The sequence below is a fragment of the Enterococcus crotali genome (genome assembly GCF_000633635.1).
GTDB classification, from domain to species: Bacteria; Bacillota; Bacilli; order Lactobacillales; family Enterococcaceae; genus Enterococcus_L; species Enterococcus_L crotali.
The window spans coordinates 55,690-72,058 of the sequence record NZ_AYPQ01000009.1 but is presented as its reverse complement, the minus strand read 5'-3'; the positions used below and the strand labels follow the sequence as shown (position 1 = coordinate 72,058).

Here is a 16,369-nt window from a genome sequence, read left to right as displayed (position 1 = left end):
AAACTTGTCTAGCACTTGTTTTTAATCACAGAAATTTTACATAAATAAACGTATAAAAGGAGATTGACATGAGTTTTAAAAATTTGGCGAAGGCTACATCAATCCGACAACGGTATGACCTTTTAAAAGAGTATAACTCCAAAAACGGTATAACTTATGCTGATGATCAACTTGAAAATTATAAAAAATGGCGTAAACGTCCCACAACTGTGACGGATGAACGCTTTAAAGAGATTTTGGACTCATTAAAGTTGACAGAAGAAGGATTTGATTTAGCAATTAAAGAATTGACTTCGGATGAAAAAGAATATATTGTAACAGCAATTTCCGAAGAAGAATGGATGAAAACAACGAAATTGATCTTATCACAAGAAGATCTCTTAGTCGCAGATGTTTTTGATGAAAGCAAAGCGAATTTCACCTATGCCTTACGTTTGCATATTGATTATTTAGAAAAACAATTAGAGAAAATTATTGCGGAGTTTCCAACAATTATAGTCCAGACAACAGCGATGACAGAATATTTAGGCGAAGTAATCAATCGTTTTATGGATATTGGATTGCGGACGTTTGTTTATGATTTGCATGTAGAAAAAGAGAAGCTCCCATCCTCAGAATCACTTGATGAAAAAGAAGGCTTTCGTCAATATTTAATAACACGCTTTGATTCACAAGAGAAGCTATTGGCATTTTTTGATCAATATCCAGTATTGACTAGATTGTATGCTGAAACAGTTGATTTTCAGTTAGCGAACTTTCGAGAGTTGCTTCACGCACTTGCTGAAAGCGAAACAGAGCTTAATCAAGTATTCCAAGTAGAAAAGCCAATTTGTTTAACAGGTTTAAAAATGGGGGCAGGGGATTCTCATGATAAAGGTAAATCAGTGGCAATTTTGACCTTAAGCAATGAGAAGAATGTCGTATTTAAACCGAAAAATCTAGTGATTGGCGCACGCTTTGACCAATTTATTCAAGAAATCAATGAGATGAATCCAAACGTTGATTTTTATTTGACTACAAAAATAGTTAAAGAAAAGTATACGTTTGAAGAATGCTTGATTTATTCTGAATGTGTATCACAAGAAGAGGTCAATCACTACTATCGTCAGTTTGGCCAAACAATCGCATTAGTTTATTTACTGAATGGCAATGATTTTCACCTAGAAAACGTGCTGGCTTTTGGAAAATATCCTGTTTTGATCGATCTGGAGACGATCATTCAAAACCATTTCCCGATGCCAGATGGGGAAAATGCTATCGTTAAGGTGATCCAAGAAAATGGTGAATCAGTCGTTATGAGTGGTTTAGTGCCTATTTACTTGTTTGAAGAACGGGCAGAAGCGGATGTTGAAGGAGCTACAAAGGGAATTCAACTGAGTGCGCTTAGCGGTGGCGAGCAGAAATTACCCTATAAAGTGTTGAAATTGATCAATTTTGATTCCATCAACATGCAATTTAAATATCAAGAACACATTACAGATGCAGCAGAAAATATTCCTATGTTCAAGGGAGAAAAGGTTGATTTTGTTCCATATATCGACACGATCATTGCAGGCTTTAAAGAATTTTCAGCTTTTGCTATGCAAAATAGAGAAACATTGGCATTTTTGGCGGAAAAGACATTTTCAGATTGCCTAGTCCGCAACGTAATAAAAACAACTCAAAGCTATGGCGATCTATTAGATTACTCAACACATCCTAGCTGTATGGTCGATTATATCGAGCGGGAGAAACTATTTGAGAATCTATGGATGCATGGCTATTCTAATTCAGAACCAGTACCTTATGAAGTAAGAGATATGCTGCAGCATGATGTACCGATCTTCTTTAACCCGACAAGTACAAAAGATTTGATGGCCAGTCAAGGTGAAATAATCAACGGAATGTATCAAGAAACAGCGATCGATCTTGAAGTGCTGCGATTGAAGAACTTTTCAAAAGAGGAAGAAGAACAGCAGCTGGACTATCTGAAAACGTCATTTGGTTTGTATCACTCAACGGATCTACAAGAAAAAGTAATTCCGTTAAAAGAGCAAATCCCACAGGTGAGTTTCTTAGACGGCGCTGTAGCAGTTGGTGAAGCAGTGCTTGAAGCTGCATTCATTGGTGAAGATTCGATTGCATGGAAGGACATTGAAGAAACTTCTCCGGACAATTATGTTGTGAATGTTATGAATGAAAATTTTTATGACGGTATCACCGGAATGTATTTGTATTTCAGTGAATTGTATCATATTACTGGGGACGATCGATTCCAAGAGCCTTATGAGTTGGCACAAGCTCTAGTATTGAAGCTAGAAGCCGACTATGTGGACAGTATTTCAGCATTTTATGGCTCCTTTGCGGCTGTTTATCCACTGCTATATACCTATAAATATAATCATGATCCCAAGTTACTATCAGTAGCTGAATCCATTGCAGGAAAATACATGGAACGCTATGAGAAAGAGTCTGTTGAAAGCTATGATTGGAATGGTGGGACGGCTTCGATCGTGAAAGTGTTTGTCCATTTGTATCAGTTGACGAATAAAGCGGATTACTTGGCTTTTGCTAAACAGTTATTATTAGATTTAGATCTTGAAAAAATCACTCAGGGCGGTTTTGCACATGGTTACTCAGGTGTGATTCACGGAGCGAACAGTTTATTCAAAATTGAAAAAGACCCTGAAATCAAACAACTGATTGAAACCTGTTTGGTAAAAGAAAGAACAACGTTCGATCCTAGTCAAAATGGTTGGCTAGACCTTCGTCCAATGATCCCAATGGTGAATGATTTGTGGTGTTATGGCTCTACAGGGATTGGATTGGCCTATTTGGATCTACTAAATAGCGGATTTGACGATCCACGATTAGCAGAAGAAGTTCAAATTGCCGCCCAACGATTGATCGATCAGGACAAAAGAGATGATTGCTTATGTCACGGTAATTTTGGTGATTTAGAATTCTTGATTGAATATGGTAAAACAACATTAGCCAACAGGCAACAAAAAGAACAGATTCAAACAAAAGTTCAAAACGCCTATCAGAAGATTACTGAAGGAAGCTATATCTTTGAAGGACTGCCAACGATACCTAAATATGGTTTGTTTACAGGATTGTCTGGGATTGGTCACCAGCTTATCCGCATCCATGATGCTAACCAAGCAGCAGATGTCTTAACGTTAGCACTACCAAAGAAGTAAGGGGGGATACTATTGACAAAAAAAGTACCATTCACTGAACAAAGTGAGCATAGTGAATGCGGACTAGCTTGTACAACGATGGTTTTGAACTATTATGATGACAATGTTACGCTAAATCACCTGCGCGATGTCTATGGCGTACCTAAAGGCGGTAATACACTGACCAACTTAAATCAAATCTTGATGGTTCGTGGCATTGAAACCAAAGCGATTCGAGTGTTGGAATTAGATATCTTAGAGGAACAGACGACACCGACGATTTGTTTTTGGGAAGAGCGTCATTATATCGTTCTAGAAAAACTAACAGCTAAAGAGGCAACTATTCTTGATCCTGCGAGCGGTAGGAAAAAAATAAAGAGAGCTGAATTTGAAGCTAGTTTTTCAAATATTGCATTGATCTTAACGGACGTTGATGTCACGATCACACAAAGAAAGAAGAAAAAGAATGCCACTTGGACGATTCTAAAAGAAATTTTAACGAATCAACGAGCAAAGGTCGCTCTATTTATTGCGTTGACTCTTTTGATTCAAATGGTGACAATTGCTATACCTAGATTGACGCAAACAATCATTGATAATTCGACTGTTGCTGTGACGAATATCGTTCAAATCGGGTCAACGATCGTGATTCTGTTCATTGCCTATTATTTATTACAGGTTGCAAGAGGACTAGTTTTGATTGTATTGGAAAACTTGTTTGATTTAACGCTGATGAAGGCTTTCATGAAAAAGATCATTCATTTGCCGCTGCGCTTTTTTGTGAATCGCTCAACGGGAGATTTGATTTTTCGAGCGAACTTAAGTGTGATCATTCAGCAAATCATGAGTCAACGAATGCTGACGATTTCAGTAGATTTTCTATTTGTGTTTATCTATTTGATTTTAATGATCAACTTGTCGCTGAAATTAACACTGATTGCTATTTTTGGGGCATTTATGATGGGCGCTATTTCAGTAGTCAACTCCAAACGAGTGCAAAGCATTACCAATAAAGAGTTGATTGCTCAATCTAAGGTTCAGCGCATTCTGGTAGAATTGTTTGAGGGAATGGAGACCGTTAAATCTTCTGGCTCTGAGCAACAATTTTACACAAAATGGCGCAATGAATTCAAAAATCAAATCATGTTGCGAGCGGAGAAAAATCGATTTTCTACGTGGGTCAGAACGATTCAAACCTCGATTCAATTTATTTTACCGATTGTGCTGATTTATGTAGGGCTATTTCAAGTGACGCAAGGCCAAGTGACATTGGGAGAACTAATCAGTTTTAATGCCTTGTCAGGCGCTTTTATTGCACCGATCGTAACAGTTTTTGATTCATATACAGAGTTCTTATTATTACGTTCTTATTTTGGCAAGCTAAATGAAATTCTAGAAGCAAAAGATAATCCACGACTGGTCAACGAAGGAGAACAAATCTCAGGAATTGATTCAGTAACAGTTGAGGATGTTTCCTTTAAATACAGCTACTTTGAAGAAGAGATCCTTCATTCTGTTTCATTTCAAATTGAACGCGGGGATAAAGTAGCTATCGTTGGTAAAAGTGGCTCCGGCAAGAGTACCTTACTGAAATTGCTAGCAGGTTTATATGACACGACTTCAGGGCAAATTAAATTCAATGATGTTGATTTAAAGCAAATCGATGATACCTCACTGAAAAGTAGCATCAGTATCGTCAATCAAAAACCGACGATTTTTAATGCTTCTTTATACGAAAATATCGTATTGAATCAAACGGAAGCTCCGGAAGGACGAATAGAACAGGCGATTTTTGATTCACGAGTAGATGAAATCATTATGAACTTACCTTTAGGACTAGAAACGCAAATTTCAGAGGGTGGGATGAATCTATCAGGTGGACAAATGCAGAGAATATCGATTGCCCGGGCATTGGTCAAAGAAACTAGTCTACTATTGATGGATGAACCGACTAGCTCGTTAGACAATATTTCAGAAAACTTCATTATGAATCGTTTAAAGACCTATGACTTTACTTGTATCATTGTGGCCCATCGTTTAAATACGATCAAGCACTTCGATCGTATTTTAGTAATGGATCAAGGTAGGATCGTTGAAGAAGGGACGCATAAAGAGTTATTAGCACTAGAAGGTTATTATCATTCGATTTATTTTGAACCGATGAATATCACCGAGTAAAAGAGAAGTAGACTGTAGATCATAGGTTTTGGAGGAACTCTAAGGGGGGAAAATAGAATGACAGTTATTGGTTATATGCGTGTCAGCACACATTATCAAAAATTTGATTCTCAGCAACAAGCATTAGAAGACTACGGTGTTGATCAAATTTTCAAAGAATATGAAAGTGGACGTAAAAGTTTTCGCAATGAACTGAATAAGGCACTGAATATTTTGCAGCCAGGAGATACCTTTGTTATTTTTAAATTGGATCGCTTAGCTAGAGGAACCAAACAGTTGTTGGTTTTATTAGAACGCTTTAACGAGCAAAATATCAATTTTGTCAGTATTGAAAATAATATCGATACATCGACACCAATGGGTCGCTTCTTTTTTACGATCATGGGCGCTTTTGCTGAAATGGAGGCAGAACTTATTCGTGAGCGTGTACTGGCAGGTTTGAGCGCAGCCAAAAAAAAAGGTGTTGTTCTAGGTCGTCCACCGCTTGTTAATCAAGTCAATGAAGCACTTGAGCTCTACCACAATACCGACATTTCAACAGAAGAAATCTCAAAACGTTGCGGTATTTCTATCTCGACAATCTATCATCATTTAAGGAAAGACGGTGTCTATCGAACGAAAAAGACAACGGATGTTTCTAAAAGTAGTAAAATATTAGTGGGTAGTGTAGAAGAGAAATCATAAAAAAAGAAAAAAGACGAGCCCGAGACAAAACTAAACATTAGTTTTGCTTCGGGCTCTAAATCCGAATAAACGGTGGGATCAGAAGCAATCCCTTTGGAAATAGGACCGTTCATTCCAATCTCTTTATTCAATTATTGTAAAATTTGTGCATACCGAGTAGCAAATTCATTATTGTAAGGTACGCCATTGACATTCGTTCCAACATCCCAGTTAGCGGACCAAGTCATCAGTCCTTTGATTGGATTGCCATCTTTAGCTAGCTGATCAAGTGCTTTGTAAACGGATGTCGGATCAATCACATAACCGCTGCCGGCACCATCGATATTTGCAGGAAGACCTAAAACAAGTTTGTCATTTGGAATCTTCAAGAATGTCCGTGTGCCGTGGATCATTGAATCCGACATATAATAAAGAAACTCATATTTCAACGCATCGTTGCTTTGTGGGATCCATTTATTGATCTCGTCTACCCAAACACCATCACCGCCTTGATTATATAACTGTGGTGCAATGTAGTCGTAGTAACCATCTAAGGAAGTAATGTATTTTTCATAAGCACCGCCTGGTTTTAAATAAGGAAATTCAGGCGCCATCGTGATGATGAAGTTTTTTCCTTGTGTTCGGTAGTGTTCTTTAACGATTTTCAAGGCCTTGGGAATCACCGTTTGATTATCACCAGCTGTAATTGCGGACTGTTCTAAGTCGATATCCAGTCCGTCAAATCCATACGTCTCCACTTGTCTAATCACTTCATCAGCGAAAGCCTGTTCATCACCAGTTTTTAATTGAATATGTGCATCAGCTCCTCCTAATGCAAGTAAAACAGCTCGCCCTTGACTGTTAAGTAAAGCAACATCTTGCCTAAAAGCAGCATCAGTTTTGTTGTAAGGAACAAACGTCGGGATTCGGCTGACACCGTCACTTTTCATGAATGAAACAGGCACCACATTATACGCTTTATTCACTTCTGCTAATGAAATGTTGGCAGAAGTTCCTTGTTTGTAGCCGTCACGACCTTTAGAAGCCCAATTATGCCAATAACCGACAAGGACTTTCTTATTTGCTACACTGACCATTTCACTGGCAGAGTCTGCAGCATCAACAGGTGTTGATGCTAGTAAGGTACTTGTTAGTATACCTGAGACGAATAAAAAGGCAGGAATAAGCTGTTTGAATTTCATGGACAGGACTCCTTTTAATTTATTTTAGTTCCTATTTTACATTGACATCGATTGCTTGATAGAAAGCATTGGTCGTATCATAAACATTCCAAACAGCGTAGATGACATGATAGCCTTTGCGGTCACTTGGAACAGTGATTGTATGATTGACAGAAGCTTCTGGGATAGCTGCTTTATCGTCAACACGTCCAATTAAATCGAAATTTTTGATATCTAAAGGTTGATTTGGATTCCAGCCTTGTTTTGTCATATAGTAATCCCAGGTAGAGGTTCTGTGACGAGCTGTTAGTGTCCAATTGATAGCAAGAGGACCAGTCGTAATGTCTGTTTTATGCCAAATATCGGCTGTTTGAACGTCTAAAGGCTCAAATCCGCTGACACCTGCACTGGCTAATTTTCCAGGCGTAAAGGTATTTTTTGTAGCTTCGATACTTTGAGGTTCCCACTCTGCACGACCAACATTTTTATTTATTTTTCCACCTTGGGTACTACCAAAATAGGCCCGACTTCCAGGTGATGAAACATATCCATGAGCATGTGTGACAGTAGTTGAAAGAGATAGACCTCCTGCCAATAAACCAAGTGTAAGGACTGCTTTGAGCATTGTGTTTTTCATTGTGATTCCTCCTAAAAGTATTTTTGTAGCGCTTACAATTGTAAATGTAACATGCTGTTTTATATTATTCAAATGATATGCAATTATTTTTATTATGATAAAATGGTGAGCAATTCTGTGAAAAAACTCTTTTCAGCACGGAGCATTTATCTATAATAACTAGTAATAGTTAAAAATAAAATACTCCGTCAGTAGGCTGAAATGTCCTACTAGCGGAGTGTTGATCAAGATTTTTTTAACGAATTAATGTTTTTTCATCCTTTGCAATCACTGATAATAGAGAGTGATTTTCATTAAAGGCAGCAAAAACCTTTGCACTTTTAAAATCAGGAGCTGTTAAATCTGGGGATTTCATAAAGTCATTAAATGCTGCTTCATAGGCTAAAAGATCTAGCATATATAAAGATTGGTATGTTCGGTTTAAGGCCATGCCGCTTGTAGCTAAATCATAAGCTGTATCGTAATTTTTGATTAGCGAATAAAATTTAGCAGTATTGAAGAATATTTTCGTTGCTTCAATAGGCATTTTGATTGTCATTTTATTTAGCATATCGATCGATTTTTCATAATAAACTTGGGCTTTATCCAACTCATTGGCCATTTCATAGACGATACCAAGACTGTTGACGGAAAGAATGGCATAGATCGAGTTTGGATCACCAAGCTCATCGGCACGGTAGAAATAAAATAAGCTATCCGTTGTGTTGTTGAAACCTAATAAGTTTGTGATTCCCTTAAAATACAGCCAACGAACTTCCAACTCTTTATTTTGGAAATCAGCAGGATTGATTGATGTTGCTTGTAAAAGTGAATGAGCTTCTTTATGTTTAAATGTATTACATAAATCTTCAACATGATTTAATAAAGAGGTTAATTTCTTTTCATCATTATCATCTAATACACTCTCAAGACTTAGGTTTAATCTCTTACATATTGCGTCAAGGATTTCAAGACTGTCACAGACGTTTTTATTTTCTATATTACTGACAGTTCCTTGTGTACAAATTCCAGCAGCTAAAGTGACCTGCGACAATTTTTTTTGTTTTCTTACTGAACGGATGATATCTCCTTTGATTCTCATATTTTTCCCCTCTATGTTTATGCATTATAGTTCTAGTTTTATATAATAGTATGGTATTATCCCTTTAGAATCAACTAATTTTTTGGAGGGATAAGCATGTTAACATTTTTAGATCTATTGTTTGAAGTACTTGGTTACGGCAATACGGGTCACGTGTAGTGTGAAAAAATTAGTTATTAGGGATTTTTTTGGAACAATTAGTTAGAACAAAAAGCTTTTTAAAATGGAAGTATTTTTTTATTCTGTTTTAAAAAGTTTTTTTTAATTTGTTTTTAAAAAGTTTTTTTTATGGGTTTTAAGAAATAAGCATTTACAAAACTTGTAAAAGTTACTACTTCTGTAAATTGTACAAAACTTGTCTGCGTTTTGAGGTAAATGCTGTGCTATTCTATTTTTGTAATCGATTACAAAAAATAGAGGAGAAAAATGAATGAATAAAATTGAAGAGATAATCAATAACCGATTAATGCCCATTGCAATAAAAATTCAAAATAATAAATATATGAGTGCCATCTCTGATGGTTTCTCAATGATTTTACCGATCACGATGCTTGGTGCTATTTTTACGTTATTATCCAGTATGCAATTTGAATGGTATCAAAATTTTTTAAAAGTGACGCACTTAGCCACTATTTTAGGCTATACATCAAAAGTCACGACTGATTTGATCGCGCTTTATGTGGTTTGTGCTATAGCCTATAATTTAACGATAAAATTAGGGTTTAAAAAAGATGCGTTCTTTTCAGCTCTGATCGCCTTAGTTTTATTTTTCCTTTTGTTGCCAGCGGGGGTGGATCATCAATTGGAATCAGGTGAAATCATTGCGGTTTCCAATGCTTTAGGAACAGAATATTTGGGGGCAAAAGGGATGTTTATGGGAATTATTCTAGGAATGATCATTCCCATCATCTATTGCGGCATCGTTAAGCGAGGAATCATCATCAAAATGCCGGAAAGTGTTCCGCCAACGATTGCAAAATCGTTTGCTTCTATTGCGCCAGCTTTCATTCTAGCTGGTATCTTCTCCTGTATTCGTTTTGGATTTGAACTGACTTCTTATGGTGATGCGAATAACTTTATTTACACTATTTTAGGTGGACCACTGCAATCGTTGGGAAATAGTCCTTGGTCGTTTATCATTTTAATTATTGTGGCACAACTTCTATGGTTCTTTGGTATCCATGGATATATGATCATTCGTCCTATTTTACAGACGGTTTTTATTCCACTAAGTTTGATGAATCTAGCCGCTTTTGAAGCCGGTGAACAATTGCCAAATGCGATCACGTACCAACATTATGGAACTTATGCCAATTTAGGCGGGTCCGGTGCTTTATTAGGATTAGCTATTTTGATGGCTTTTACAGCCAAAAGCGATCGTTATAAAAAGCTTGGAAGAATGGCATTACCAGCGACGTTTTTTGGAATCAATGAGCCAGTTATTTTTGGCATACCAATGGTGTTGAATACGATTTTCTTTATTCCTTTTGTTTTAGGTCCTATCATAATGTTTGTTGTCCCTTATCTATTGCAAGTATTTCATGTGATCGACACATTAAGAGGCATTCAGCTGCCACTTGGAACTCCCGCCTTAGTCTACGGTTGGCTGGAAGGTGGCTTGCCGATTTTAATTGTGCAGGCTGTGCTGATCGTTGTTCAAATTATTTTATGGTTTCCGTTTTTCAAGGCGGCAGATAAGCAGGCAATGATCGAAGAAAAACAGATGGAGATAGAAATAAGAGCAGAAACGGAAAAAGTGGGGGATTAAGTTGCAAAAGTTTAAAGAAGATTTTTTGTGGGGCGGTGCATTAGCTGCCAATCAATCAGAGGGCGCCTATTTAGAAGACGGAAAAGGGCGATCGATTATTGATATTTTGCCAGTCGGAACACAACGTAAGCATGGTTTAAAAGACCCAAACTATGTAATGGAAAAAGACTTTGATTATTATCCAAGTCATCGATCCATTGACTTTTATCATCGTTATAAAGAAGATATCCGTTTACTAGCTGAATTAGGGATCAAATGTTTACGGACCTCGATCAGTTGGCCTAGAATTTTCCCGAATGGTGATGAAACGGAGCCTAATGAAGCAGGATTGGCCTTTTATGATGCAGTTTTTGATGAATGTTCAAAATATAATATCGAGCTGCTTGTAACGATCAATCATTTTGATACACCGCTGAATTTAGCTCAAAAATATGGTGGTTGGCAAAATCAGCAATTGATTTTGTTTTATAAAAGATATTGCCAAGTCCTTTTTGAGCGTTACCATAAAAAAGTTAGGTATTGGATCACATTCAATGAAATCAACATGATTTTACGTAATCCGTTTTTAGCAGGTGGGATTGTAAAAAGTGGGGGAAAATTGGAAAAAGAAACTATTTTCCAAGCCGCGCACCATCAATTAGTTGCCTCTGCTGAAGCAACAAAACTAGCAAAAGCGATCGATCCGACTATGCAGATTGGCTGCATGTTGGCAGCAGGCAGTGTTTATCCGTATACATGTAATCCCAAAGACATTCAAGCAGCTGTAGAGCGAAGCAGAGAGCAGTACTTTTTCATCGATGTTCAGGTCAATGGACGCTATCCTTATTTTGCACAACGCTATTTTGAAGAGCATGACATCCAATTGGCGATTTCAAAAGAAGAAACAACACTCTTGGCCGAAAATACAGTAGATTTTGTAGCATTTAGCTATTATACTAGTCGTTTGGAAACGGTAGATAGCGAGTTACGGAAGAACCTTATTGAGGGAAATGCTATGGCGAGTATTAGAAATCCCTATTTGAAAGATGCTGGCTGGGGCAGACAAATCGATCCACTAGGTTTTAGAATCACGATCAATGAGATCTACCAACGTTATCAGCGTCCGTTGTTCATCGTTGAAAATGGCTTAGGTGTGGAAGATACATTTGATGAGGGGACGATTCATGATCCTTATCGGATTGCTTATTTTCGTAGTCATATCGAGCAGATGGCAGAAGCGTGAAAGATGGAGTTGATCTGATTGGTTATACGACTTGGGGCTGTATTGATTTGATCAGCGCGGGTACAGGCGAAATGAAAAAACGTTATGGATTCATTTATGTCGATTTAGATAATGAAGGCCATGGCAGCCGTAAACGTTATAAAAAAGACAGCTTCGCATGGTATCAAAAAGTGATTGCGACCAATGCGGCCGTTTTATAAGAATTGATAATAAGCTAGAGCACCTAAGAATTGTTTGATTGAATCTTAGGTATGCTAGCTTATTTTCCTATCAAAAATTAGGAATAAAGTTGATAATAACGGGAGTATAGAACATCGATCAATAACTGGGCTTGATAAGGAGCGGCCTTTTTGATTGAGCTTTGCCCAAGGTAAAGAACTTCATCGAAGATATTAGCTATTTTCATTTGGACATTTTGGGTGATCAATACGGTGTAGTTGTCGTTTGAAGACATGTCAAACAAAAGATCACTGAACTTTATAAAATAGTTGCCGTCTGTTGAAAGAATGATCACTAAGCTGTTTTTTGACATTTGTTGAAATGCTTTGCGTTGATCCATTCGTCCATTAAAATAAGTGACATATTTTCCACAAGAGAATAGAAGGTATTGAAATTGTTCTAATAATAGCCCAGAAGAGTGTGTACCGAAAAAATAAACATCCTCCGTGTCGTGGATTCGTTGACATAATGCATCGATCTGGTCTAAATTCAGATGTTTTTCTAACGACTGCAGTGAGGTAGAGATATGTTTGATATAGTTATTGAGGGTTTGTTCTTTCGTAGAACCATCAATCGTCAATTCAAAATTATTTTTGTTGATAAATTTTTTGGTTTCCAGTTGATAATCAATAAAAGCCTGTTTCATGTCAGAAAACTTTGAATACCCTATTTTTTTAGAAAACCTGCTGATACTAGCCGTAGAGGTAAAGCATTCAGCTGCCAGTGCTTCAATCGTGATATCAGGCGCATCATGTCCCACTTTTTTTAACAAGATTCGTGCAATCGTGGTATTGATATTTCCTTCAGTAGTGGAAATAACGAGATCCTGAAGTTTCCCTACAATACTTGTTTTTTCCATTGTTACCTCCCGATTAAGTATGATTATTCAAAGTATAACAGAAAAAAAGGGGCAGTGAATATGATTTCTCAGTATGATCAAATAATCTTGAGTGATTATTATGACAAGGGCTAAACGATGATCAGATACTTGTTTTCATCTGCTTAACTTATGTTATAATTTAACTAGTTTTATAAGTGGAAAAGGAGGAGATCCAGTGGCAAAAAAATTTACAACCCCGTACGAAGTCGCTTATTATGATGGCGATATTACTAGAAAAATGACGATTCCATCAATGCTAGCCGTTGTGATCAAAACATCCGAAGAACAAAGTGATGCTTTAGATCGAGGCAGTGATTTTGTCGCTTCTTTTGGTCTTGGCTGGGTCATCACCAACTATGAAATCCAGATCACGCGTTTACCTATCGTGGGAGAAAAACTCGCTGTGACAACACAAGCAATCGCGTATAATAAATATTTTTGTTATCGTAACTTTTGGATTCACGATGAAGCAGGTAATGAATGCGTGCTGATCAAGTCAACCTTCGTGTTGATGGATAAAGTAAATCGTAAGATGAGTAGTGTCTTACCTGAAATCATCGAGCCGTATGAAAGTGAAAAAATCAAGAAAATTTATCGTAGCGAAAAAATCGAAAAAGTAGAAAATGGTGCGTTTTCACCCTATCGTGTGCGTTATTTTGATATTGATGGTAATCAACACGTGAACAACGCTATTTATTTCAATTGGTTACTGGATGTATTAGGATATGATTTTCTTAGCACCTATGAGCCGACTTATATCAATGTTAAATTTGATAAGGAAGTTGAATATGGGCAAGTCGTAGAAAGCCATTATGAAATCCTTGATACGGAAGAGGGAAAAACAACAAGACATGAGATTCGGATTGAGGGTCAAACCTACTGCGAAGCGAATATGAAGTGGAAAAAAAGTAAATAAAATCATAAAACGAAGTCATTTTTTGACTGAGACAACTTTTTGTTTTGTCTTAGTCTTTTTTAGTATAAAATAAACAGATAGAGTAACGAGTTTAACATTTATACAGAATAACTTGAACAAGCAAGGAAAGGAAACTAGTTCTATGATACGATTAGGTTTGACTTCTTTTAATGAACATGATAAATTAACCGGAAAAAAGCGTTCAACTTTATATGAATACGCAGGCTATTTACCTCTGGTCGAAATGGACACCGCCTATTATGGTATTCCAAAACAAGATTCCGTTAGGGAATGGACTAAATCAGTTCCAGAAAATTTTCGTTTTGTCATGAAAGTATACAGTGGGATCAGTTGTCAGGGAGAATGGCAGCAGTATTATCAAAATGAAGAGGAAATGGTTGAAGCATTTCTAGCGAGCATGGCTCCCATGATCGAAAGTGGCAAGCTTTTTGCTTTTCTCGTTCAATTTTCGGGAACCTTTAGCTGCACAAAGGAGAATGTACAGTATCTAGAAAAGATTCGTCGGTGGTTTCCTGGACTTCCAATCGCGATAGAATTGCGCAATGGCTCATGGTATACAGCGAAATATATTAAGCAAACGGTATCATTTATGAAACACAACGAATTTTCACTTGTTGCAGTGGATGAACCGCAAATTCCTACCAATCCAGTCCCATTCTTCCCCTATGTAACAAATGATCGATTTGCGTTGTTCCGTTTCCATGGACGAAATGCTGCGGGCTGGATGGCAAATGATAAAGATTGGCGTAAAAAACGTACTTTATATCGTTATAATGCTGAAGAAATCGCAGAGTTAAGTGAAGCCGTAGAAAAAGTTGCTCGTGAAGCAAAAGAAGTTGGTGTGATTTTTAACAACAATTCTGGCGGTGATGCGGCAGGGAATCTACTTGAAATGAAATCAGCGCTTAAACTGGAATACGACAATCTAAATCCTAAACAAATGGATTTGTTTTAAATAGACTAAGATAAAATGAAACAAGGAAAGGGAAACGATGATAAAAGCTATTTTCTTTGATATCGATGGCACGCTAGTCAACAAAAACGCTAAAGCTCTAGAAACAACCAAACGAGCAATCAAATTAGCGCAAGCACAAGGCATCATTTGCGGTGTTGCAACGGGTCGAGGGCCTGTTCATTTAAGTCAACAGATCGATGAATTGAACTTGGATGTCTTTGTAACGTATAATGGTCAGTTCGTTTATACGAAAGACGAAACGATTCGAGCGGTCCTTTTCTCTGATGATGTGTTGAGAAATATTGTGAGATTTTCTGATACGCATCATCGCCAAATCATGTTTGGTTCTAAGGACAATTTCGAAGGCAGCTCGTTGATGCGTTTTGGGCAAAAAAAATGGGCCAAAAAGCTGACACGATTTTTACCTAAACGATTTCCTGTGGCACTTGCCAAAAATCTGATCAGTCGATTTTCGCTACACCGAAAAAATCAGCGGTACCATGATTTAGCCATTTTGCAAGAACCGATCTATCAGTGTGTTTTATTGAGCGCAAAATCAGAAGAACGTTTTTTAAAGGAACAGCTTCCTGATTGTCATTTGACACGTTCTAACCCATATACTGTAGATATTATTCCAATTGGTGGGTCAAAGCTAGTTGGAATTCAACAGTGTATTGACCATTTTGATATTTTATTAGAAGAAGTCATGGCCTTTGGTGATAGCTGGAATGATTTGGAAATGTTAAGCCATGTTGGTGTTGGTGTCGCAATGGGCAATGCGGAAGAAGAAATTAAAGAAGCTGCTAAGTATGTGACGAAAAGCAACGAGGAAGATGGCATTTATCATGCTTTGAGGCATTATGGCGTGATTAACTAGTTAGCAAACTGAAAAGTCGTATGAATACTTTATTAACAAGAGGAGACGTATTATGAAAATTGATAATCCATTTGAAAAAACGGAAGCCTTTCATAAAAAATTTGATAATAGAAAACCTGCAATTCCCACACCGTTTTCTGCTAAGCAAGCGTCAGATCGAGCTGGGTTTAAAGTAGAAGAATTAGTTGAATTTTTATATGGATCAGCAAATAATGATCCAGTAGTTTTTAAAGAATTAGTGGACCAACTGAAAGGATCAGTGGATCAAGCCGAAGAAAAAGTGCTTAGCAAACAAAAGGAAGTAACAGACCCTTTGGTAGAACAAGTGGATGCATTGATCGATCTATTGTATTTTACATATGGTTCATTTTCTTTATTGGGCGTTGATCCAACCGAAGTTTTTTCGATCGTGCATGAAGCCAACATGGGAAAAATATTCCCAGATGGAACGCCGCACTATCATCCAGTCACACATAAGGTGATGAAGCCAGATAATTGGGAGGCTGATTTTGCCCCAGAGCCTAAGATCAAAGCAGAGTTGGAACGTCAGAAAAAAGCGGCTGAAACAAACGAATCATGAGCATCAAAATAACGAGGCCGAGACAAAAGT

Annotated in this window: 12 protein-coding genes and 1 pseudogene; 9 read left to right on the top strand and 4 right to left on the bottom strand. The window is 37.3% G+C overall.

Features of this window, described 5'->3' with window-relative positions:
• Positions 1-68: 68 nt before the first annotated feature.
• The 3 genes from V192_RS0117445 to V192_RS0117435 are packed head-to-tail and all read left to right on the top strand — an operon-like array spanning position 69 to position 6,023.
• A complete protein-coding gene (locus V192_RS0117445) occupies positions 69-3,182 on the top strand; it encodes a type 2 lanthipeptide synthetase LanM family protein (protein ID WP_025873563.1) in 3,114 nt (1,037 codons plus the stop codon).
• A 12-nt stretch (positions 3,183-3,194) separates the two neighbouring features.
• Positions 3,195-5,339, top strand: a complete 2,145-nt coding sequence (locus V192_RS0117440) for a peptidase domain-containing ABC transporter (RefSeq protein ID WP_025873562.1) — start codon at positions 3,195-3,197, stop codon at positions 5,337-5,339.
• Positions 5,340-5,396: 57 nt separating this feature from the next.
• Entirely contained in the window at positions 5,397-6,023 is a 627-nt protein-coding gene (locus tag V192_RS0117435; RefSeq protein ID WP_025873561.1) for a recombinase family protein, read from the top strand.
• A gap of 131 nt (positions 6,024-6,154) precedes the next feature.
• Here V192_RS0117435 and V192_RS0117430 read toward each other — a convergent pair whose 3' ends face one another.
• The 3 genes from V192_RS0117430 to V192_RS0117420 all read right to left on the bottom strand — a co-directional run bounded on the left by V192_RS0117430 (position 6,155) and on the right by V192_RS0117420 (position 8,901).
• Positions 6,155-7,204, bottom strand: coding sequence for a chitinase (locus V192_RS0117430; protein ID WP_025873560.1), 1,050 nt, complete (start codon positions 7,202-7,204; stop codon positions 6,155-6,157).
• A 31-nt stretch (positions 7,205-7,235) separates the two neighbouring features.
• Complete coding sequence (locus tag V192_RS0117425; protein ID WP_025873559.1) at positions 7,236-7,820, bottom strand: lytic polysaccharide monooxygenase; 585 nt, start codon at positions 7,818-7,820, stop codon at positions 7,236-7,238.
• A gap of 235 nt (positions 7,821-8,055) precedes the next feature.
• Positions 8,056-8,901, bottom strand: a complete 846-nt coding sequence (locus tag V192_RS0117420; protein WP_025873558.1) for a helix-turn-helix domain-containing protein — start codon at positions 8,899-8,901, stop codon at positions 8,056-8,058.
• Positions 8,902-9,331: 430 nt separating this feature from the next.
• Here V192_RS0117420 and V192_RS0117415 point away from each other — a divergent pair, with 430 nt between their 5' ends.
• A complete protein-coding gene (locus tag V192_RS0117415; protein ID WP_025873557.1) occupies positions 9,332-10,669 on the top strand; it encodes a PTS sugar transporter subunit IIC in 1,338 nt (445 codons plus the stop codon).
• 1 nt (position 10,670) lies between these two features.
• Positions 10,671-12,091: pseudogene (locus tag V192_RS20600) on the top strand (6-phospho-beta-glucosidase).
• Positions 12,092-12,168: 77 nt separating this feature from the next.
• On the opposite strand, the gene V192_RS0117405 reads toward V192_RS20600, so the two are convergent.
• Positions 12,169-12,969, bottom strand: a complete 801-nt coding sequence (locus V192_RS0117405) for a MurR/RpiR family transcriptional regulator (protein WP_025873556.1) — start codon at positions 12,967-12,969, stop codon at positions 12,169-12,171.
• A 196-nt stretch (positions 12,970-13,165) separates the two neighbouring features.
• Here V192_RS0117405 and V192_RS0117400 point away from each other — a divergent pair, with 196 nt between their 5' ends.
• The 4 genes from V192_RS0117400 to V192_RS0117385 all read left to right on the top strand — a co-directional run bounded on the left by V192_RS0117400 (position 13,166) and on the right by V192_RS0117385 (position 16,339).
• Positions 13,166-13,906: an acyl-ACP thioesterase domain-containing protein gene (locus V192_RS0117400; protein ID WP_025873555.1), complete on the top strand. Its 741-nt coding sequence runs from the start codon at positions 13,166-13,168 to the stop codon at positions 13,904-13,906.
• A 142-nt stretch (positions 13,907-14,048) separates the two neighbouring features.
• Positions 14,049-14,882: a DUF72 domain-containing protein gene (locus V192_RS0117395; protein WP_025873554.1), complete on the top strand. Its 834-nt coding sequence runs from the start codon at positions 14,049-14,051 to the stop codon at positions 14,880-14,882.
• 37 nt (positions 14,883-14,919) lie between these two features.
• Entirely contained in the window at positions 14,920-15,759 is an 840-nt protein-coding gene (locus V192_RS0117390; protein ID WP_025873553.1) for a Cof-type HAD-IIB family hydrolase, read from the top strand.
• A 52-nt stretch (positions 15,760-15,811) separates the two neighbouring features.
• Complete coding sequence (locus V192_RS0117385; protein ID WP_082266066.1) at positions 15,812-16,339, top strand: pyrophosphohydrolase domain-containing protein; 528 nt, start codon at positions 15,812-15,814, stop codon at positions 16,337-16,339.
• Positions 16,340-16,369 lie beyond the last annotated feature (30 nt).